Origin of the sequence: Nocardioides sp. NPDC051685, assembly GCF_044453405.1 — a bacterium.
In the GTDB taxonomy this organism is placed as follows: domain Bacteria; phylum Actinomycetota; class Actinomycetes; order Propionibacteriales; family Nocardioidaceae; genus Nocardioides.
On the sequence record NZ_JBITCR010000014.1, the window covers coordinates 1 to 20,631 of the forward strand.

Annotated in this window: 13 protein-coding genes and 1 tRNA gene; 5 read left to right on the plus strand and 9 right to left on the minus strand. The window is 68.7% G+C overall.

Going from position 1 to position 20,631, the window contains the following annotated elements; all coding sequences use genetic code 11:
- Positions 1-598: 598 nt before the first annotated feature.
- The gene (gene tyrS, locus ACIA03_RS26560) at positions 599-1,870 is read right to left on the minus strand and encodes a tyrosine--tRNA ligase (protein ID WP_396988196.1); all 1,272 of its coding nucleotides are present in this window, start codon (positions 1,868-1,870) and stop codon (positions 599-601) included.
- Positions 1,871-2,003: 133 nt separating this feature from the next.
- On the opposite strand from tyrS, the gene ACIA03_RS26565 reads away from it, so the two are divergent.
- The 3 genes from ACIA03_RS26565 (at position 2,004) to ACIA03_RS26575 (ending at position 3,958) form a co-directional block, all read left to right on the plus strand.
- Positions 2,004-3,473, plus strand: a complete 1,470-nt coding sequence (locus ACIA03_RS26565) for a protein kinase (RefSeq protein ID WP_396988198.1) — start codon at positions 2,004-2,006, stop codon at positions 3,471-3,473.
- A 111-nt stretch (positions 3,474-3,584) separates the two neighbouring features.
- A complete protein-coding gene (locus ACIA03_RS26570) occupies positions 3,585-3,830 on the plus strand; it encodes a hypothetical protein (protein ID WP_396988200.1) in 246 nt (81 codons plus the stop codon).
- Positions 3,831-3,884: 54 nt separating this feature from the next.
- Positions 3,885-3,958, plus strand: a tRNA-Ile gene (locus ACIA03_RS26575).
- 39 nt (positions 3,959-3,997) lie between these two features.
- On the opposite strand, the gene ACIA03_RS26580 is transcribed toward ACIA03_RS26575, so the two are convergent.
- Genes ACIA03_RS26580 through ACIA03_RS26590 form a run of 3 tightly spaced genes read right to left on the minus strand, consistent with a single transcriptional unit; the run spans position 3,998 to position 9,671 of the window.
- A complete protein-coding gene (locus ACIA03_RS26580; protein ID WP_396988202.1) occupies positions 3,998-6,424 on the minus strand; it encodes a diguanylate cyclase in 2,427 nt (808 codons plus the stop codon).
- Positions 6,421-6,798, minus strand: coding sequence for a response regulator (locus ACIA03_RS26585; protein WP_396988204.1), 378 nt, complete (start codon positions 6,796-6,798; stop codon positions 6,421-6,423). Before ACIA03_RS26585 ends, ACIA03_RS26580 begins: the two co-directional genes overlap by 4 nt.
- Positions 6,795-9,671, minus strand: a complete 2,877-nt coding sequence (locus tag ACIA03_RS26590) for a response regulator (protein WP_396988206.1) — start codon at positions 9,669-9,671, stop codon at positions 6,795-6,797. The genes ACIA03_RS26585 and ACIA03_RS26590 overlap by 4 nt, the downstream gene beginning before the upstream one ends.
- 281 nt (positions 9,672-9,952) lie before the next feature.
- Between ACIA03_RS26590 and ACIA03_RS26595 the strand changes: the two genes are divergently transcribed.
- Positions 9,953-12,025: a glycosyltransferase family 2 protein gene (locus ACIA03_RS26595; protein WP_396988207.1), complete on the plus strand. Its 2,073-nt coding sequence runs from the start codon at positions 9,953-9,955 to the stop codon at positions 12,023-12,025.
- Positions 12,015-12,860, plus strand: coding sequence for an EAL domain-containing protein (locus tag ACIA03_RS26600; protein ID WP_396988209.1), 846 nt, complete (start codon positions 12,015-12,017; stop codon positions 12,858-12,860). Before ACIA03_RS26595 ends, ACIA03_RS26600 begins: the two co-directional genes overlap by 11 nt.
- A gap of 46 nt (positions 12,861-12,906) precedes the next feature.
- Here ACIA03_RS26600 and ACIA03_RS26605 read toward each other — a convergent pair whose 3' ends face one another.
- The 5 genes from ACIA03_RS26605 to ACIA03_RS26625 all read right to left on the minus strand — a co-directional run bounded on the left by ACIA03_RS26605 (position 12,907) and on the right by ACIA03_RS26625 (position 20,585).
- Positions 12,907-13,869 carry a GNAT family N-acetyltransferase gene (locus tag ACIA03_RS26605; RefSeq protein ID WP_350831959.1) on the minus strand — a complete coding sequence of 321 codons (963 nt, stop codon included), beginning with the start codon at positions 13,867-13,869 and terminating at the stop codon, positions 12,907-12,909.
- Positions 13,870-13,959: 90 nt separating this feature from the next.
- Positions 13,960-16,185: a transglycosylase domain-containing protein gene (locus ACIA03_RS26610; protein WP_396988211.1), complete on the minus strand. Its 2,226-nt coding sequence runs from the start codon at positions 16,183-16,185 to the stop codon at positions 13,960-13,962.
- Positions 16,186-16,428: 243 nt separating this feature from the next.
- Positions 16,429-16,854: a ribonuclease domain-containing protein gene (locus ACIA03_RS26615; RefSeq protein ID WP_396988213.1), complete on the minus strand. Its 426-nt coding sequence runs from the start codon at positions 16,852-16,854 to the stop codon at positions 16,429-16,431.
- Positions 16,855-16,951: 97 nt separating this feature from the next.
- Positions 16,952-17,791: a hypothetical protein gene (locus ACIA03_RS26620; RefSeq protein ID WP_396988215.1), complete on the minus strand. Its 840-nt coding sequence runs from the start codon at positions 17,789-17,791 to the stop codon at positions 16,952-16,954.
- A gap of 28 nt (positions 17,792-17,819) precedes the next feature.
- Positions 17,820-20,585 (minus strand): family 78 glycoside hydrolase catalytic domain, encoded by a 2,766-nt coding sequence (locus ACIA03_RS26625; RefSeq protein WP_396988217.1) that lies wholly within the window; start codon positions 20,583-20,585, stop codon positions 17,820-17,822.
- Between the last annotated feature and the right edge of the window lie 46 nt (positions 20,586-20,631).

Consider the following 20,631-nt stretch of genomic DNA (forward strand, 5'->3'; position numbering starts at 1 on the left):
TTATCTTTCGCTTTCGCAATTCGCCGCTCTCGCGTTTCCTTGCCAGCTCCAGACCCCTCGGCCGGTTCTGCCTCGCAGACTTTATCAGAGCCACTTTCGCTTTCCAACTCGGCGCGTTTCCGCGCTTTCCGCTGGATTAACAGTTGTGTTTCTGCTTCGTCTTACCCGACTTTAGCGGAGCTATTCTCGCTTTCGCAATTCGGCGCGTTCCGCGCTTTCTCGCTGAAAGTTCGAAGCCTTATCCGCCTCAGTCCTGGAGGACTTTATCGGATCCCGCTTTCATCTCCAATTCGGCGAATTCACACCATATTCGGATAAAAGCGACATCCACACCAACACAGCACAAGACAATCTCGCTGCGATTCGTCGTGACTCTGTGGTCTGATCCGAGGATCTGACGGAGACTCTGAACCGAGCTGATGCTCGAGAATGTTGGCGGCCAACTCAGGGGCCGGAAACCCGCTCGAAGACTCGAGCTTGCTTCCCGCCGCACCCCGGCGACCAGATGAACATTACGCCTCCGTGACGCCCTTGCCAAATCGAGGAACGCCCCGGGGAAGGCGGTCACCTTCCCTGGGGCGTTCTCGCAGGTCAGCGGCTACTTGAGGCGCACGCCGGCGAACTTCTTCTTGCCCCTGCGCAGGACCACCCAGCCGTCGCCGAGCAACTCTTTTTCGTCGAGCGACCCCTCAGCGTCCTCCACACGGACGTTGTTGACGTACGCCCCGCCCTCGGAGATCGTGCGGCGGGCCTCCCCCTTGGAGGAGACGAGGCCGGCGGCGATGAGGAGGTCGACGTACGTCGGCAGCTCGTCACCGCGCTCCAGCTCGACGGCACCGGCCTCGGTGATCGCGGCGGCCAGCGTCGTACTGCTCAGGGTTGCCAGGTCGCCGCCGCCGAAGAGCGCGGCTGCGGCCTGCTTGGCCTGCTCGGTCTCCCCGGCCCCGTGGACGAGAGTCGTCATGTGATCGGCGAGCGCCTTCTGGGCCACACGCAGGAACGGCTTCTCCGCGTGCTGCGCCTCCAGGGTCTCGATCTCCTCGTGGGACAGGAAGGTGAAGACCCGCAGCATCTCCCCCACCTTGGCGTCCTCGACGTTGAGCCAGAACTGGTGGAAGGCGTAGGGCGACATCATGGTCGGGTCGAGCCAGAGCGCGCCGCCCTCTGTCTTGCCGTACTTGGTTCCGTCGGCCTTCGTGACCAGCGGAGTGGTGTAGGCGTGAACCGTCTCGCCGGTGACCCGCCGGACCAGCTCGACACCGCCGGTGATGTTCCCCCACTGGTCCGAACCGCCGAACTGAAGGGTCACCCCGTGCGTACGGAAGAGGTTCAGGTAATCCATGGACTGCAGGAGGATGTAGGAGAACTCCGTGTAGGAGATGCCGTCCTCGAGGCGCTTCTTGACCGTGTCGCGAGCGAGCATCCGGTTGACCGGGAAGTGCTTGCCGATGTCACGGAGGAAGTCGATCACCGACAGTGACGCCGTCCAGTCGGCGTTGTTGACCATCGTCGCGGCGTTGTCACCGTCGAAGGAGACGAAGGGCTCGATCTGCTTACGTACCTTCTCCACCCACTCCTTGACCGTGTCGGCCGAGTTGAGGGTGCGCTCCCCCGAGTCGCGCGGGTCACCGATCATGCCGGTGGCGCCACCGACCAGGACGTAGGGCGTGTGGCCGGCCTTCTGCAGGCGCATCGCCATCGTGATCTGGAGGAGATTGCCCATGTGCAGGCTCGGCGCGGTGGGGTCGAACCCGATATAGAACTTCACACTCCCGCCGGACAGCGCTTCTCGGAGCGCGTCGCGGTCCGTCGAGTCGGCGATGAGACCTCGCCACTCGAGATCGTCGAGGAGTGTGGGATCGATGGACACGTGGTGCCTTTCTCAGATCGTTCTCAGAAGGTGTTTCCGGGGCCCGGAACGGGTTGTCCCGGAAGCAAGAGTAGTAGGCGATACCCCCTAGAGTTGACCACTGGCGTTCGCGACGAGACTTGAGGGGACCTGGGTGATCGCAGGGAGGTACCGGCTCGAGAGGGAGCTCGGCCGGGGAGCGATGGGGGCCGTCTGGCTCGCCACCGACGAAGTTCTGGGGCGTTCGGTCGCGCTCAAACAGCTGGTCGCGCTCGACGGTGTCTCGGATGCCGCCGTCGAACGTGAGGCACAGCTCGCCGCGCGGCTGGTCCACCCGAACGTCGTCGCCGTCTTCGACCTCGTGCGGGACGACGACAAGCCGTGGCTGGTGATGGAGTACGTCGAGGGGAAGACTCTCGCCCACATGGTGCGCGACGACGGACCGTTGGCCGTCGAGGACGCCGCAAGACTGATCGGTCAGATCGCCTCCGCTCTGCGCTCAGCGCATGCCGCCGGCATCGTCCACCGCGACGTGAAGCCCGCCAACATCGTGGTCGGCCGTGCCGACCGTGCCAAGCTGACCGACTTCGGGATCGCGCGTGGCGTCGACTCCCAGACCACCCAGACCGGGCAGGTCACCGGCTCACCGGCGTACCTGGCTCCGGAGATCGCCACCGGCGGGCGGGCCAGCCCGGCCAGCGACATGTGGTCGCTGGGGGCCACGCTCTTCCAGGCGCTGGCGGGCGAGCCTCCCTACGGGATCGGGGACAACGCGCTCGCGACGCTGTATCGGGTGGTGCACGAGGAGCCGCCGCGTACGCCGCTGGCCGGTCGGCTCGCGCCGCTGCTGGAGCACACGATGGCGTACGACCCCGCCGACCGGTGGTCGGCCGAGGACGTCGTCGACTTCCTGGCCGGACGGCTTGCGGCCGAGAAGCTGGAGCCGGTGGCGCTGCGTACGCAGACCCTTGCCGCGGTCGCGGCGCCGGTCTCTGCGGAGACGGCGACGCCCGCGAGCGCGGTGGCGTCGAAGCCTGCCGCCGCCGGCCGGCGCAGGTGGTGGCCGGTGGCGCTCGTCGCCGTGGCCGTAGCCATGGTGCTGTTGCTCGGCGGGGCGCTCTGGGCCAACCGCGGGGACGAGCCGTCTGCCAAGCCGAAGCAGGTCAGCTCTGCCTCGCCGCTGTCGGAGGCCACCGACGAGCAGACCGAGAACGCCGCCGACGAGGAGTCGGACGAGCCATCGGAGGATTCGACCCCCAGCGAGACCGCCAGCGAGACCCCGAGCGAGAGCCCCTCGGCGAGCGCGACCGCCGGCGCGACCGCCGAGGGCATCGACGCGTTCATCCGCAACTACCTCGCCACCGCACCCGCGAACCCCGACGGTGCCTTCAGCTCGATGCTGACCCCGGCGTTCCAGTCCAGCAGCGGCGGGATCGAGGGTTACCGCGACTGGTGGGGCTCCGTCGCGAGCACCAGCGTCGTCTCGGTCTCCCCCAGCGTCGACCCGCTCAAGGTGACGTACACCTACAAGTACACGATGAAGGACGGCCGCCAGGATGGCGGCACGGTGACGTTGGGGCTCGTCTACACCGACGGCCGATACCTCATCGACTCCGAGGGTTGATCGCCGAATCACGGCCACTCGTCCTAACATCGTGAGGCCGGGGGCATCCTCGGCAGGCCAGTCGCCGAATCGGAGGTAGCCGTGTTCGCTCGAGTCGCCGTGTGGGAACCCATGCCTGACGATGACCGGCAATGGGTGATCGATGCCGCGAAGTCCGTTCCCGGCGTTCTGGGCGCCTATCACCTGGTCGACCCGGCGACCGGGAACGGAATGTCCATCGCGTTCTTCGAGGATGACGTGGACGCCGCCCAGGTCAGGTCCGCGATCGCTGCCAAGGCGACCGAGATCGGCTGGAACGACGTACCTCGCCCGGCTCCGTCGTCCGAAACCATCTATCAGGTTCTTCGGAACGGCTGAGCCGCTCCGCTGGTCGAGCGAGAGTCGGGCGGACACGCCCGCTAGGATCTGCCCGGGCCGTTAGCTCAGTCGGTTAGAGCAGAGGACTCATAATCCTTGGGTCGCGGGTTCGAGCCCCGCACGGCCTACTGCTACGGCCCCGACGGACCTCCTCGGCCGAGGAGGTCTCAGGCGTGGCCGATGGCCAGCAGGTGTGCGCTGGCCGGGAGCATCGCGGCATCGTCTTCGAGGGCGCGGGCGCAGAGCACCGCGCTTTCGGTCAGGCGGTCCAGGTGGAGTGGGTCGGTGCAGGTCTTGACGCTGGTCCACAGGGGCCCCTCGATCGGCAAGACGCGGACCTCGCGGAAGCCAGCCGCATGCAGTTCGCTCGCGATCTCGTCCGGTGTGTGGAAGTACGCCGTGGTGAAGCCGAGCTTCGGGTCGTACCCTCCGTGGGCCACGGTATTGATGGCGAGGTCGAGACGTTCGGCGTCCTGCTCGGCACGTGTGGCGTAGGCGAGCAAGGCCGCGTGCCGGCTGACGACGGACGCGGCGAGCGTGCCGCCCGGCCTCAGCACCCGCTGTGCCTCGCGCAGCGCCTGGACTCGCTCTGTCCGGATGAGCAGGTGGTAGAGCGGGCCGAGCAGGAGCACCGCGTCCGCGGAGTCGTCGGGCTCGTCGAGCTGGCGTGCGTCGCCCAGTGCCGCGGTGAAGGCCGATCCGTGGCTGAGTGCCTCCACGACGTGCTCGGGAACGATGTCGATGAGATGCACCTCGTGCCCGGCGTTGGCCAGCCATCGCGCGTGGACGCCCGTGCCCCCGCCGACGTCGAGGATCCGCGCCGGTGCGGGTGGCAGCATCCTGGTGAGCAGCTCTTGGGTTCGAAGACGTTCCAGCCTGCCATGGCCGGTGATCTCGAGCCGCTCGCGTTCGACCATCGTGGCGTAGTAGTCCCGCACTGCCGGGTCGATGTGCAGTGACGCCTTGCCACCCGCTGCCGTCGCCGGCTCGTGCTGATGGCTCTCTCGGTTCGCGATGCCCACCCGCGCGCGCCCGGAGCGCTTGGCGTCGTACAGTGCGGCGTCTGCGGTCCTGAGCGCCGTTTCGAGCGTGTCGTCGTGCACATCGACGTCTGCGACGCCGGCGCTGACTCTGATGGTCAGCGGCTCCTGTGCCTCCGGCGGGCTGATGACAAGTCCTGGTGAGCCGAGGACGCTTGTCAGCCGCCGCTGTGCGTCGGCGGCTGACATTCCGAAGGCCAGCAGCGCGACCTCGTCGCCACCTAGCCGAGCCACCACGTCCTCGCCACGGAACTCCGCGGTCAGGTGGTCGGTCAGACGGACCAGCACCTGGTCTCCCACTCCGTGACCATGGGTGTCGTTGACGCTCTTGAAGTGATCGATGTCGAGCAGGGCCAGTGACAACCGCTGGTTGTGTCGTCGGGCAAGGCCGCACAGCCGGTGGAAGTCGCGCTCGAGCCGGCGCCGGTTGGCCACGCCGGTCAGTGGGTCGGTGTCGGCGAGCCGCCGGTACATCTCGGCGCGCTCGAGCCGGTTACGGATCCTGGCCCGTAGCTCGCTGGGGTTGAACGGCTTGGGCACGTAGTCGTCGGCACCGGCGGCGAAGACGGCGTCGACTGCCGCGGGTCCGGTGCTCGCGGTCAGGAACAGGACCGGCAGGCCCGACCAGCGCGGGTCGGTGCGGATGGTGCGACACAGCTCCATGCCGTCCAGATGCGGCATGTCGACGTCGAGGACCACGAGGTCTGGCCGTTCGCGTTCGAGTGTGCCCCAGAAGGTGCGCGGGTCTTCGAGCGTGCTCACCTCGACCGGTTCGGTTGCCAACGTCTCGCGCAGCAGGGCGAGGTTGAGGGGGTCGTCATCGACGGCGAGCACACGGAGGCGGTCGTGGTGCCGCTGGCCGAGCAGCGAGGTGACTGCCTCGATCGGTTCGGCGGCAGGTCCGTCTCGAGGCAGTACCAGGTGGGCACCCGCGTTCGCGGCACGGAGCCGGTCCGTCACGGACGTGGTCTCCGCGAGGACGACGACAGGGACGGCCGGGCGCGCCGCGCCGCAACGTTGGATGATCGCTTCGGCGTCGGGCACGTCCAGGTCGACGATTGCCGCCTCGACGTTCTCCTCGGCCCTGTCTTCGGTCACGGCCAGGCCGTGTGACGTCGCGACCGACCCCATCCTGGCCGCCAACGACGGAGCGGCATGGATCGCCAGGAGCCGGCTGGTCGGGTGTGACGCGGCCGCGGTGAACGACTCCGTGTCGGCGGGAGCCAGCGCTCTGCGCAACTCGGCGACGTGGCGCGCCATCCGGCGGGCGTCGTCGGCCCGGGCATGGCCGGCGAACGCCTGCTCGATCGCTCGGGCCGGCTCGGTTGCGTCCGGCAGGCCGACCGTTCCGGCCGTTCCTGCGATCCGATGGGCGGCGCGCTCTGCCTGCCGCTCGGTCTCCTCGTCGAGGGCTCCGGCCTCGAGGACCCGGACTGCCGCCTCGATCGTGGCCAGGCTCTCCGCGAGGCTCACCCGGGCTCGCGCGGCAAGCTCGTCGAGTCGGGCTCGCGCCTGGCTGAAGGCGGAGCCGGACGAGTCCGACCGGGCGGTCACGGTTCCCACCCCAGAAGTTCTGCCACCTGGGCGGAGAGTGTGAGCGGGTCAAACGGCTTGCTCAGTACGCCGGCGACGCCGAGTGCCTCCCAACGTCGTCGCTCGCTGGGCTGCACCTTGGCGGTCAGCAGCACGACAGGGACGTCGCGGGTGCGAGGGTCGGCTTGGAGCCGGGCGAACGTCGTCGGACCGTCCATCCTGGGCATCATGACGTCGAGAAGGATGGCGTCGGGCGGATCGGCCGCGCAACGGTCGAGCGCGTCCAGCCCCGAAGCGGCGGCCTCCACCTCCCAGCCGCCGACCAGCTCGAGGCTTGCCATGGCCACCTCACGGATGGCGTCGTCGTCGTCGACGAGCAGCACACGGCGACTCATGAGCTCGCCCCCGTCACCACCGTGGCGAGCAGCTTCATGACCTGTTGCTCCACCTCCTCGGGGTTGTTCCTCGCCTTGGTGAGGAACTCGGTCGGCCCCAGGCGCAGCCGCTCCTTGTCGTACTCGTCGACGTCCAGCGCCGTGTAGACCACCACGGGGACCCGGCACAGGCGAGGGTCTTGGCGGAGCCAGTCCACGAGCGCGAAGCCGTCGCTGTCCGGCAGCAGCAGATCGAGGAGCAACAGGTCGGGGACGAGGTCGCGTCCGAGCCGCAATGCGTCGCGAGCAGTGTGCGCCGGCACGGCCAGCACGCCGTGCTCGGCAAAGAGGGTGGTGAGCACTTGGGCGAGCGACTGGTCGTCCTCCACCACGAGCACGCAGGGCTGGGGTCTGTCGCCTGAGATGGCCTCTCTCAGTGCGGTCAGCAAGGACGTGATGTCGAGCGGCTTGCTCAGCCAGGCGGCCACGTCCAGCGAGGACCTGCCGAGTGAGGTGCTCGGCGGGGAGCCGCTGACGATGAGCACCGGGACATGGCCGGTCCGGGCGTCCGCTCGCAGCTGAGCGATAGCGGTCCAGCCGTCGATGCCGGGGAGGGTCAGATCCATGAGCACCGCAGCCGGGGCCACTTCGGCTGTGCGCGCAACCACCTCTTCGCCCGAGGCCACACCGACCACGGCGTACCCGTGAGACCGAAGCATCTCGCCGATCACGGCGCGAGTCTGCGGGTCGTCCTCGCACACCAGCACGGTGGGCATCGCCGGCCGCTCCTCAGGGGACGGTGCGATGGCAGTGGCGGGATCCGCAGCGGGCAGCGTGAAGTAGAAGGTGGCGCCATGGCCCGGTTCGCTGTGCGCCCAGATGCGCCCACCGTGCTGTTCGACCAGTCCGCGGCAGATGGCCAGCCCCAGACCCGAGCCCTCCTTCTCGCGGGTGTCGGAGGCGTCGACCTGCGCGAACCGGCCGAAGATCGCCTCGAGCTGGTCCGATGGGACGCCGGGGCCCTCGTCGCTGACGCTGAAAAGCAGCTCATGGTCCTGCTCCACGGCTCCCAACCGGACGGTGCCCCCAGGAGGCGAGAACCTGATCGCGTTGCTCAGCAGGTTGGTGAGGGTCTGCACGATCCGGTCGGGATCGGCGTCGGCGCTGCCGGTGATCTCCTCGGCCTGCACCTGGACCTGGGCTTGCTGTGCGAGGCCACGCATCTCGGCCACCGCCCGGTCGGCCAGGTCTGCGGCGGCGACGCTCCGCCGATCGAGCGTCACCTTGCCGGCCGCGATGCGCTCCACGTCCAGGATGTCGTTGATCAAGCGGATCAGTCGGTCGGTGGACCCCACCGCGATCTGCACCATGCGCTGCACCTTGGGTGGCGTCCCCTCCAGCAGACCCCCCTGGAGCAGGCCGAGGGCACCGCGTAGCGAGGTCAGCGGGGTGCGCAGCTCATGGCTGACCACCGAGACGAACTCGTCCTTCATCCGCTCGATCGTCCGTCGCTCGGTGACGTCGCGGAAGATGAGTACGCCGCCGGCGACACCGCTCGCGGCACGGGCCGGCGCGACGGTGAGCTCCACGGCGAAGTCGGAGCCGTCCGCCCGCTGGTAGGTCGCGTTCGTCACGGTGCGGACCACCTCGTCCTGCAACGCCGAGGCGACCAGGTCACCGGCCGCAGCGATCGGCTCACCGGCCTCGTTGGTCGCCCTGGTCACCTCGTGGAACCGGGCGCCTGACAGGTCGGCGGGAGAACGACCGAGCAGCGCACCGGCCGCCGGGTTCGCGAACGTCACCCGGCCCGACAGGTCGAGCCCGACGATGCCCTCCCCGGCACTGTCGAGGATCGACTGGTGACGCATGGTGAGCTGCTCGAGGTCATGGGTCCGCTGTTCGACCAGTCCCTCCAGGCCGCGGGTCAGCCGGACGTTGTCCGCCAGCGTCAGCATGTGCCGCACGACCAGCAGCGCCGCGACGGTGACCAGGAGCAGGGCCAGTACCCGGTCACCGAAGCGGTCCGGGTTGCTGGCCGTGACGACCAGAACGACACCGACCGGCACGTACGGCAGCAGCTCGGGAAGCAGGGTCCGCCGGGTCGGTTGCCCCGCAGTGTCCTCCCTGGGCGGGACCAGTGCCGCCAGGACCAGCAGCATGTATCCGATCGTCCAGCCCAGGTCGAGGCCGCTTCCGGCCGCCTCTCGGCCATTCAGCGCCAGGTAGCCGATGCCCGTGTCGGCGCACGCGATTGCCACGAACGCGGCGCCGACCAGCAGCATCGGGAGGCGCCGGGCTCCGGTGGCCCGGGTGGCCAGGGTGACCGCGATCGTGATGATCAGGATGTCGGTCAACGGGTAGTACAGGTACACGAACAGATAGGTCCAGGTGACCTCGCCGAGCTGTGCGACGAGCGGTCCGACGAGCAGGATCCAACTGATGAACAGCAGGGCGGTGCCCATGATCAGTCCGTCTGCGATCGCGCGCACCCGTGCCGCGGCGGAGAGTGGACGGTCCGGCAGCGTGAGCATCGCGGCGAGGGCGAACGGCACCACCGCCACGTAGAAGACGTCGGCGGGGCCCGGGAAGGTCTGGGCCTCAGGTGCCAGGACCTGGTAGTAGAACCAGATGGCGTTGCCGGCCGCGTAGCACGCCGCTGCGAAACCGAGCAGCCACCACGGCAGTCGCCTCCCGGTCCCTTCCTCCCCTGCGGCATGGAAACAGGCGACGGCGGCAACCGCCGAGAAGACCACGAAACTGCCATCGGACGCCGCTCGGACGGCGGTCACGCTGCCGAGACCCCCGACCCCGAACACGGCCAACGCCGCGGCGGCCACCGCGAAGATGATGCAGGCGGTGCGGAACCGCTGCCACGACCCAGCCCGAGACATCATGGACCCCCGCTCACGTCCAGCTCGACAATGGCGACACATTGGTCTTCCAACTGCCATCTTGGCACGATCTCCGCAACTTGTCGCCAGGCTGGGGAATCGGAACGCAGTGCCGTGAATACATCGGTTAATCGCGATTAATCCGCATATCCGGCCATATTTCGGCATATTCCGGCCCAAAACAGCGCATCCGGGTCATAGACAGAGGGAATAGCGCTATTCGCTGCATCTCTGCGGTTTCGCTCTTAACATGGTGCGTAAGCCAACAATGAGGGAGTCTCGGGATGAGCGGATCAACATCGCCGGACGACAACGGGTCAGGGCGTGCCTCCCAAGCCCGGCGAGCCCGGATCACACGAGTCGGGGCGTCGGCCGCCACCGTCGAACCCGGCGCCAGCCTCGCGGGGTGGGCGGTCCTGCTCGGCGCACCCCGACCCGAGCGACGACGGTCCCGGCTGCTGGCACATGTGGGCGGCCTGACGGCGATCGGCGCGCTGCTGGTCTACCTCACGTGGCGGGTGGTGTTCACCATTCCCGCAGGCGGCTGGGACAGGACGGCCGCGTGGCTGCTCGTGGCCTTCGAGGGACTTCCCCTCCTGGGGCTGATCCTCCGCCTGGTGACGCTGTGGAACCTGGACAGTCGCGCCCCGCCCCCGGTGACCGAGGCGCCCGAGGGCATCCGCGTCGCCGTGCTCATCCCGACCTACAACGAGCCGGTGGAGGTGATCGCGCCGACGATCGCGGCCGCACGCGCTCTCGAGCCCGTCCACGAGACCTGGGTTCTCGACGACGGTGACCGCGACTGGGTCCGATCCTTGTGTGAGGAGTACGGCGCCCGCTACGTACGTCGCCCGGTGCACGACCACGCCAAGGCGGGCAACCTCAACCATGCGCTCGACCTCATCGCACGGGAGGCTGAACACGGGCAGGACGTCGACGTCATCGCGGTCCTGGACTGTGACCACGTGCCGCTTCCGACCTTCCTCACCGCGACGCTGGGCTGGTTCGAAGACCCTGACATCGCGCTGGTGCAGGGGCCGCAGACGTTCTACAACTCCGGTGCATTCGACGACGACGGGGTCACCGGCGAGCAGGGCATCTTCTTCCACGTGCAGATGGCGGCCCGCAACCATGACGGCGCGGGGCCGTTCTGGTGCGGCTCCACCTCGCTGCTTCGCACCCGGGCGCTGCGTGAGGTCGGTGGCATCGCCACCGACACCATCGTCGAGGACATGCACACCACGCTCGGTCTGATCCGAGCGGGGTGGAAGACCGTCTACCACCACCAGACGCTTGCCGTGGGGCTGGCGCCACAGACCCCCGAGCAGTATCTGCTGCAGCGGCGTCGGTGGGGGCTGGGCTCGATGCAGGTCCTGGCCAAGGAGCGCCTCTGGGCGGCCAAGCGGTGGATGTCATGGCGCAACTACTACGAGTACCTCAGCGGCACGCTGTGGTGGCTCGAAGGCGTCGCCACCGTCGTCATCTTCCTCATCCCCGCTGCCATCCTGCTCAGCGGAGCCCAGACGTCCACAGCCGGACCGGCCGCCTTCGCCGCAGTCTTCCTCGCGATGTTCGTGCTCCGCATGTGGGGCGTCCGCCAGCTGTTCCGTCACCACCTGCACCTGCCGACGTCGTTCGCGCTGCGGATCTTCCGGGTACCCGTCGGCATCTCCTGCCTGTGGTGGCTGCTCACCCGCCGCACCCTCGAGTTCGCTGTCACCCCCAAGGCCGGCGCCGAGGAGAGGGCCCGCGGAAAGGTCCCGAGAGTGGTCATCGTGCTGATCGTCGCGGTCTTCTCAGTCCTGGGCTACTCATTGGCCGGCGCCCTCGGGCTCGTTCCGTGGCGCGCGACGGACGGTGCGACCGTGGCCTCCGCCGCCTGGCTCCTGCTCGCCGGGATCGGGCTGGTGCTCGGCGCCGTACGAGTCCTCTCGCCGGCGTACGCGACCACCCGCCGCAACGCACACCGCATCGCGCTCCGCGCACCGGTATCCATCGACGGCACCCGCGGCGAGCTGGTCGACATCTCGGTCGGCGGCGCCGCCGTACGCCTGCCCGCCAGCCCGCCGCTCACCGACGTCGTGGAGCTCGTGCTGCCCCAGGCCTCCTCGGTGCGTATGCACGTGGTTCGACGCAGCGACCTCCCGGGCGACGCCGGGTCGGTCGTGGCTCTCCGGGTGGCCGACGACGATTGGGCGGCCCTCCGCACCATGTCGCTGTGGTTGTTCCACACCCCCGCCGGCGCCATCAACGGCATCCCACCCGGCATCCCCGCCGTCGCCGCCGTGCGGCGACGCCACCGGTCGAGAGCCCTCGGCCGCCTCATCTCCGAACGGGAGTCAGCCCATGCCCACTGATGACACCAGCGGCGCATCGAACCGCAGCCCCGGCGATGGTGGCCTCCAGGCATCCATCGCCCATGCCATCGCCCATGCCATCGAGCACGACCAGCTCGTGCTGCACTACCAGCCGATCCTGGACCTACGAACCGACTCCATCTACGCGTACGAGGGGCTGGTGCGGTGGAGCCGCCCCGACACCGAACTCGTCCCACCCGCCGAGTTCATCCCCGTCGCGGAGGCATCCGACCTGATCTGTCGGGTCGGCGCCTGGGTGATCGACCGCGCCGCCAGCCAGCTCGCGGACTGGAACAACAGCAACGGACACCGGCGGCTGGTCGTCTCGGTCAACGTCTCGGGGCGGCACATCAACACCCCACGGATCCGAGACGACGTGGCGGCCGCCCTCCACGCCCACGACATCGACCCCGCCCAGCTCGTACTCGAGATCACCGAGACCGTGTCCATCGACGAATCCGCCGTGGACAACCTGCACGAACTGCGAAGACTCGGCGTCGGGCTCAGCCTGGATGACGTCGGCACCGGCCACAACACCATCGACCAGCTCTCCCGGCTCCCGCTGAACAGCATCAAGGTCGACTGCACCTACATCGACCCGACCACACCCTCACGCCGCCGGACGCTGCAGGAGCTCGTCGACGTCGCGCACTCGCTCGGCCTCACCGTCTGCGGCGAACGCGTCGAACGCGAGGACCAGCTGGCCCTGCTCCGATCTTTGGGGGCGGAGGCCGCCCAGGGGTACCTCCTCGGTTACCCCGTCCCCGCACAGGAGCTGAACGGTCGGCTCTCGCGACAGCATGCATCGCCGGCCGCCGGCCGCGATCCTTCGTGAGTTGGGCTGACTCTTCCTCGATCGCGGGTCTCGAGCCCCACGCGGCCTACCAACGATCGGTGCGCTGGACCTCGTGCATGAGCTCGATCTTGCGGAAGCCGAACTGCTTGTTGATGCGCTGCATCACGTCGTTGGACGGGTCGGTCCAGGTGTGGATGCTGGTGCGCTCGGGGTGGTCGCGCTGGACGGCGGCGAGGGTGGCGACCTTGAGGGCCAGGCCGAGCTTGTGGCCGCGGTGGGCGGACTTGACGAAGGTGTCGTCCTGGATGGCCTCGTCGCTGCCGTGGGCCAGGAAGATGACCGAGTAGCCGACCAGCTCGCCGGTGAGGATCTCGCGGGCGGCGGCGGTGATGCGGTCGTAGGAGCGGGCGGTGCTCTTCTCCGCGGAGCGGATGCGATCGGCAGTGTGGGCGATCATGTCCTGCTCGGACTTGCCCGGCATCTCCTTGCCCATCTGGTTGCGCAGGCCGACGAACTGGGCGAGCAGGTCCTCGGGCGTGCGGTCCTCCCACATCAGGATCTCGTAGCCGAGCACGTTGAAGGGCTTGTGGGGCAGCGGGAGGTCGGCAGCGAGATGGTCCTCGCGGCGTACGGACTTGAAGCCGAGCGCCCGCGCGAAGGCCAGGGAAGACTTCGGGGGGATGGTCACCTCGGCGGTCGTCAGGGTGCGACCGCTGGTGCGGCGTACGTCATCGGCGGCTCGCCACAGCTCGGTGCCGACCCCGCGCCAGCGGTGCACGGGGAGGACGTGGATGCCGAGCTCGACGACGTGGCTCCGCTCCTCCTCGGGGAGGTCGAGCTCGGCGATGCCGATCGTCTCGCCCTGCTCCTTCGCGGCGAGCAGGACGCGGCGGCCATGGTCGTGCGGGGTGCGCACGGAGTTGGCGAGCGCCTCGAAGGTGCGATGTGACGCGTAGGGTCGATCGAAGGCCATCGATGCCGCCTCCACGGCGTACCAAGCCTTCAGAGCGGTGTCATCGTGGACGTCGACGGGGGCGATCACAGACACGGGCTCTATCTAACCGTGTCGGGCAAGGTCGCGGGAAGTGAGGCCCCCCAGCAAGCGTTGACACGTCATCTGATGTCGACCGGAGCCGCCTCAGACCGGCCCGGGCTCGGTCGACGGGTCCTCGGGGTTGGGGTCAGGAGGGCCCGGCGACTTGGTCGGTGTCGGGGTCGGCGTCGGTGTCGGGGTCGGCGTCGGGGTCGGGGTCGGAGTCGGTGTCGGGGTGGGTGTCGGCGTGGGTGTCGGCGTGTTCGACGGCGACGGCTTCTTGCTCGGCTTCGGGTCGGGGCTCGGCGTCACATAGGGCGCGTGGCCGGACTCGGGTGCGTCGCCGTCGAGCCATGCCGGCTCGGGGAACGCCTCGTAGTCGAGCTCGTCGGTCAGCGGGCCCATGATCTCGACCCAGGTGTCGGCGGGATAGTCGGCGCCGAAGTAGGTGTCGAGCCAGCCGTCCAGGGCACCGCTGCCGAGACCGCGGCTGTACGCGACAGCGGTCGCCAGCTGCGGTGTGTAGCCGGCGAACCAGGCCGAGGAGACCTCGTCCTTGTCATTGGTCGCGGTGCCGGTCTTGCCTGCGGCGGGCTGGACCACTGCGCTGGCCGCCCGACCGGTGCCGCTGGAGACCACCTGCTGGAGGGCGTAGGAGGTGTCGTCGGCGACGTCCTCCGACATCGCGCGCTCGCCCTTCGCCGAGTCGTCGTGCTCGTAGAGGACGGTGCCGTCGGCGTCGACGACCTTGGACACGACGTAGACGTCGTTGTGGACGCCGCCGTTGGCGATCGTGGCGTAGGCGTTGGCCATGTTGATCGGGCTGGTCCGGTTCTTGCCGAGGGTGAGGAGGAAGTCCTCCGGCTCGAAGTCACCAGTGGTCATCGGGATACCGGGGTGGGCCGAGTCGGCGTTCGCCGGCGGGAGTCCGGCCGCCAGCGCCATGTCGTAGACGTCCTTGCTGCCGTTGGGCAGCGAGTCGGACATCTCGACGAAGGCGGTGTTGACCGACTGCTCCATCGCCATGAGGCTGCTGATGTTCGACCCATAGCTGTGACCGCTCGGGTTGGCTGCGTCCTGGCCGGAGTTGCGGATCGGGTGGCCGGGCAGGGCGTCGAACTCCTTGGGCGAGTTGCCGTCCCAGCTGTCCTTGAGCGAGTAGCCCGCCTTCAGCGCCGCGGCGAGAGTGAAGGCCTTCATCGTCGAGCCGGCCATCGCGCCGGTCGCGGCCCAGTTGGTCTGCGAGTCGAGGTAGTCCTGGCCGCCGTAGAAACCACGCAGCGCTCCGGTCTTCACGTCGACCGTCGCGGCGCCGACATGGAGCTCGTCGCCCTTCTGGTTCTCGTCCGCGATGTAGGCCTTCTTGTCCTCCGGACGTACGTCGTTGACCGCCTGCTCGACGGTCTTCATCGTCTTCTTCGTCAGCGTGGTCGTGATCCGCAGGCCGCCGCCGTTGATCTCGTCCTCGGTGAGCAGCTGGTTGCCCTGCTCGTCCTTGAGCTTGAGGAGCTCGTCGCGGACCAGCTTGAGCGCGTGACCCTTCTGGCCGCCGTAGCGGCTGTCGGAGCGCGGCTTCTTGAACTTCGGCAGCGAGGCCTTCGCCTTCTCGCCCTCGGCGGCGTCGACCATGCCCAGCTTGACCATCGAGTTGATGACGTAGCGGTAGCGGCCCTCCAGCGCGGAGACCGCCTCCTCGCCGTTGCTCGGGTCGAGGTCGTTGGGGTCGTTGAGGATCGCGGCCAGCGTCGCGGCCTCCTGGAGGGTGATGTCCGCGGCCGGCTTGTCGAAGTAGGCGTTGGAGGCGGCCTCGACGCCGTAGGCTCCGCGGCCGAAGTAGATGGTGTTGAGGTAGCCGGCGAGGATGTCCTCCTTGGACTCCTGCCGGCTGATCTTCAACGAGATCACCGCTTCCTTCACCTTGCGGGTGTAGGTGCGCTCCTGGGTGAGGTAGAGGTTCTTGACGTACTGCTGGGTGATCGTCGAGGCCCCGGACTGGGTGCCGCCGGTGTTGTTGTTGACCACCGCGCGCAGGATGCCCTTGATGTCGATGCCGCTGTTCTTCCAGAACGTGCGGTCCTCGGCGGCGACCGCGGCGTCCTTCATCAGCTGCGGAATCTCGTCGAAGGGCAGCGAGTCGCGGTCCTGCGAGTCGGCGATGTAACGCCCGAGCTCGTCCTTGCCGCCGCGGTAGTAGACGAAGGAGGTCTCCTTCTCGTAGGCGGCGTTGGCGCTGGGGATCGGGATGGCGTTGTAGGCCACGATCACGCCCAGGGTGCCGATCAGCGCGCCCACCAGAATCAGGACGAAGAAAGCCTTCAGGACCTTCCTCACCCGGTTCTTCTTCGGCTTCGGCGTGGGTGTGTAAGGCGGATTGCCCTGCCAGCTCAAAGTGTTCCCTCCCGCGGTCACAAACGTCCCTAGAGTACGGCCGGGTTCCTGACCGTTCGTGATCCTCGGCTCCGTGTCCATGACGTTTCAGCGGCTCATCAGGTTGCACGAGACGTACGAAACGGCCTCTGCCCTGGGCCGGCGGCACGGTGTTCGCCCAGGTCAGAGGCCGTCACAGAGAAAGGATCAGGTCAGGAAGTAGAAGGTGCCGTAGTGGTCGGGTGTGAAGTAGACGTCACCCGTGGTGCGGTCGAGGATGATCCGGTAGGACTGGCGGGGCGCACCGCATTCGCGCGGGGTCACGTCGAACTCGAGGTAGGAGTGGCCCGAGGGCAGCTCGCCCTCGTAGTTGTTGTAGGTGCCGCCGGCGAAGTTGCAGGTGCCGGTGGGCGGCCAGTCGTACCAACCTCGCGAGGACGGGTAGCCCAGCGACTTCCAGGTGCTGTTGGAGCTGAGCGCCTCGGCGCAGCCGCTGTGGGTGCAGCTGGCTGCCCAGTCGGCCTGGGCGGCCGGCGCGGAGACGACACTGGCGCCGAACAGGCCGGTCGTGGTGACGAGGGCTGCCAGGAGCAGCTTGATCATGGTGAGCACGGAGCGGTTCTTCCCGGACATGAATCCTCCTGAGTGTGCGTTACGGACGGTTGGTAATTCTGCTACCTGACACATCCGGATGGGGGATCCCGAGGTCACGAACCGGTGAACTCTTGCCTCACTCCCAGCCGCAGTAGCCGGGCAGGAAGTCGTAGAGGGCGCGCTTCTGCTCCTTGTCGAGCAGGAGGAAATAGCTGGCGCCGTCAGGGACGTCGGGACCACCGACATGGACGCGGAAGAGGCTGCCGACCTTGTCGTCGGCCAGGGCGTGCGGGTCGCACCGGGCAGGCAGGACCCGCAGCTCCAGCGTGACCGGGTCGCCGGTCATCGGATGGGGCGTCGCCCGCGGCCAGGTGGGTGTCTCGGAGGCGAGCTGGAAGAGTACGGTGCCCTCCCAGCCGTCGAAGGTGACCTCCGGATGTGTTTCGGTCGGGGTGAAGGTCACCGGGAGGACGAAGACGCTCTGCTTGCCCGAGCCCTCGGTCCGGGGCTCGCCGACGGTGATGTCGGCGGCCTCGCTCAGGGTGCGCTCGGCGCAGTCACGGTCGAGGAGGCGGTCGATGTTGCCGTACCTGTCCTCGGCGGTGCCGGTGCTGGTGCGCCACTCCTCCTTCCCGGTCTCTCGCCAGGTGATGGTCAGGTCGGCGTCGCCGCCCTCGCCGCACTTTCCGCGGGGCATGTCGAAGTCGAAGTCCATCTCGGGGTCGACCGATTCCGAGCCCGTCCAGCGGGCCCGGAAACGGTCGCTGCTCACCTCGAGGTGCGAGACCTCGATCGAGGAGCCGGTGTCGTTGACGAGGCGTACGAACGCCTCACCGGTGTTGCGCTGCAGCCGGGTCTGGTCGACGTAGGCGGTCAGCCCGCCGGGCCAGGCCGTCTGCTGCGGCTCGGTCGTGCCGCAGGCGGCCGGCAGCGACGCGATCAAGAGAGCCGCGGCCAGCGCGGCGATTCGGCGCACTGCGGCAGGTTAGCGGAGTCATCGGTGCTCACGCTGCCTTCGTGAAGGTCCACGCACCGGAGCCGATCCGGTAAGAGGTGATGCCGTTCCGGGTGCCGAGGCGCTCCGGGGCGGCCCCGCCGGGGCCGGTGGCCAGGTAGGAGCCTTCGGGGAGGCGTACGACCGCGGTGACGTTGACCGGGATCGTGGCGTGGAGGGTGATCCCGTCGGCTGTCCGGGTCCAGGCGGATGCGACGCGGCCACGCTGGGTGACCACGGAGCCCTTGGCATGGGTCAGGCCGGTGGCCGGGATGGCGATCTCGACCTCGGCGGCGCCCGGGGCGGTGGTGCGGATGCCGAGCACCGACTCGGTGATGTCGATGATGCCTCGCGAGCCCCAGCCGTGGGAGGCGCTGTTGGCCGACCCGCTCAGCTCCCAGGCCTCGGGGGTGAACGTCCCTCCGCGAGCGAGCCAGCCGGCCCAGCCGTAGTCGTCCTCGTCGGTCAGCAGGTCGAGGACGCCGGCGCCGGCACCGGCCTTCGCCATGGCCTCGAGCAGCACGTGGGCGGTCATCGGCCCCTGCTTCATCCCCATGGCCGCGAGGTGCTCGCCGAGCGCGGGGACGTCCTCGGCCGGTGCGATGCCGAAGGCGATGGCGTACGAGGTGGCGTGCTGGCCGGCGTGGGCGGACTGGGAGCCGTCGGCGAGCAGGCCGTCGACGTAGGTGCCGTCGGCCCTGCGCAGGGTCTGGTTCATCCGCGCAGCCAGTTTGTCGGCGTCGGAGTCGAGGGCGGCGAGCTCCTCGGCCGGTCGGCCGAGCTCCTCGCCGATCAGGGCAACCTTGCGGAGCACGTCGACGCCGAGCGCGTTCACCGTGGTCCTGGCTGCGGTGGTCATGTCGTAGCCGAAGCGGCCGTGGGCGGGCCAGTCGACGATGCCGTACAGGTACTGGCCGGAGCCGCCGGAGAGATTGGTGACCAGGCCCTGGGTCGGGCCGCTGGCGGCGATGTGGCGGCGGATGTAGCCGGCGGTGGCGGTGAGGTTGTCGTACGCGTCCTCGAGGACGGCCTTGTCGCCGGTCTCCAGGTAGTAGCGCCAGATCCAGTCGGGGACGACCTCGGTGAAGTCGGGGATGTCGCGCTTGCCGTCGCCGTTGGGGTAGACCGCGTTGTAGCGGCCGACGTCGTTGCCGGTCCTCCAGTAGCGCTCCTGGCTGAGCAGGAACTCCCGGATCGCCTGGCGGGACGCGACGCGCTCGCGCTGGGAGGACATCAGGCCGATCGAGATGTTGGCCGTGTCGTGCAGGAACTGGCCCTGCTCGCGCGTCGGGGTGTCGACGAAGGTCTCCTGGACCGAGTAGCGCAGCGAGCGGTCCATCAGGTCCCAGACGGCGTCGAGGGTCGCGTCGGAGCTCTCGAAGGTGGCGGCGCCGTCCTCGTCGTAGGCGGTGTGGACGACGGTCGCGGTCACGTCGTCGGCCGTGATCTCCTCCCCCGCGCCCGGGATCTCCAGGTAGCGGAAGCCGAGGTGGCCGACCGCCTGGTAGTCCTGCGCTCCGGCGGCCTGGGTGTAGGGGAAGGACATGTTCGTGCTCTGCGTCGAGAGGCTCGTGGTCGACACCCGGCCGGTGTCGGCGAGCGCGTAGCCGGCCCGGATCGGGACCTGGCGTCCGGCCACCCCGTTCTCGAAGTGCACTCCGGGGCGTGCCGGGATGATCCGACCGAAGTCGGCGACCGGGGTGCCGTCCTCGGCCTGCAGGATGCGCTCGGGGTGGACGGGGGTCTCCGTGAGCCTGGTCTGCTGGCCTTCGAGGTGGGTGAACGGTGCCACCGGGTGCCGTCCGAGGACGACCGCGTCGTTCCACGTCGTGTCGTCGTAGCCTTCCGCGGTCCAGTCGCCGATCGTCTCGGCGGCCTGGCCGTCGAGGTGCTCGATCCAGAGGCCCTCGCCGTTGCGGGTGCCGACGGTGACGTACGGGCCCCGGCGGACCTTCCAGGAGCCGTCGGTGACGATCGTGGTCGTCTCCCCGTCGGCGTAGGTCAGCTCGAGCTTCAGAAGTACGCCGGGGATGCCCGCGGCGCGGCCCTGGCCACCGCTGAACCAGTGCAGCTTGAGGCCGAGAGCGAGGGTCTCGCCGGGCGTGACCAGGTCGGTGACGTCCGCGGCCCGGTAGTAGCCCTCGCTCGGGTAGCCGAAGTTGCTCATCCGGTCGGCCTGCTCGCCGCCGAGGTAGAGCTCGGCGGTGTGGCTGGCGGCCAGGTAGCTGCGGGCCCTGACGAGCTTGCCCTGCGGCACCTCGACCTCGGTGCGGGCCAGGGTCCACTCGTCCTTCTCCTGGGCCGGGTTCTCCGCGGTGCCCGGCGGTCGCCTGATCCAGCTCGCGCCGGCCCAGTCGGTGTCGCCGAGGCCTGTCTCGAAGGCAGCTCTCTCGGACCACCGCGAGGGCAGCTTGCGACGGTCCCAGGTCATGACTCGCCAGGTGTAGCTGCTGCCGGGCTCGAGGGTCTCACCGGCGTAGTCGACGTAGGACTGCTGCGCGGAGGACACCTTGCGGGAGTCCCAGACGATCTCACCGGCGGCGTCGCGTACCTCGATCTTGTAGGCGCTCTGCACCTCGTTGGCGTCGCTGTCCTGAGGTAGCCAGCCGAACCGTGGGGTCAGGTCGGTGTTGAGTGGGTGAGCGAGGTCGTCGACGGTCAGGCCGGCGGGCGCGGCAGGCGCGGTGTCGGCGGACGCGGCGGGCGGGGTCACCGCCGCCGAGAGGCTGGTGACGACGAGGGCGCTGGTGACGATCGCGACCAGGCGGAGCTTCATGCGGGTCCTCCGGAGCGTGACTGATACGTTTCAAAGCACTCCGAAG

What these genes read in the sequence shown, in the direction of transcription:
- ACIA03_RS26625 (WP_396988217.1), bottom strand. Translation starts at nt 20,585, where the DNA reads ATGAAGCTCCGCCTGGTCGCGATCGTCACCAGCGCCCTCGTCGTCACC.
- ACIA03_RS26570 (WP_396988200.1), top strand. Translation starts at nt 3,585, where the DNA reads ATGCCTGACGATGACCGGCAATGGGTGATCGATGCCGCGAAGTCCGTT.
- ACIA03_RS26600 (WP_396988209.1), top strand. Translation starts at nt 12,015, where the DNA reads ATGCCCACTGATGACACCAGCGGCGCATCGAACCGCAGCCCCGGCGAT.
- ACIA03_RS26585 (WP_396988204.1), bottom strand. Translation starts at nt 6,798, where the DNA reads ATGAGTCGCCGTGTGCTGCTCGTCGACGACGACGACGCCATCCGTGAG.
- ACIA03_RS26595 (WP_396988207.1), top strand. Translation starts at nt 9,953, where the DNA reads ATGAGCGGATCAACATCGCCGGACGACAACGGGTCAGGGCGTGCCTCC.
- ACIA03_RS26615 (WP_396988213.1), bottom strand. Translation starts at nt 16,854, where the DNA reads ATGTCCGGGAAGAACCGCTCCGTGCTCACCATGATCAAGCTGCTCCTG.
- ACIA03_RS26590 (WP_396988206.1), bottom strand. Translation starts at nt 9,671, where the DNA reads ATGATGTCTCGGGCTGGGTCGTGGCAGCGGTTCCGCACCGCCTGCATC.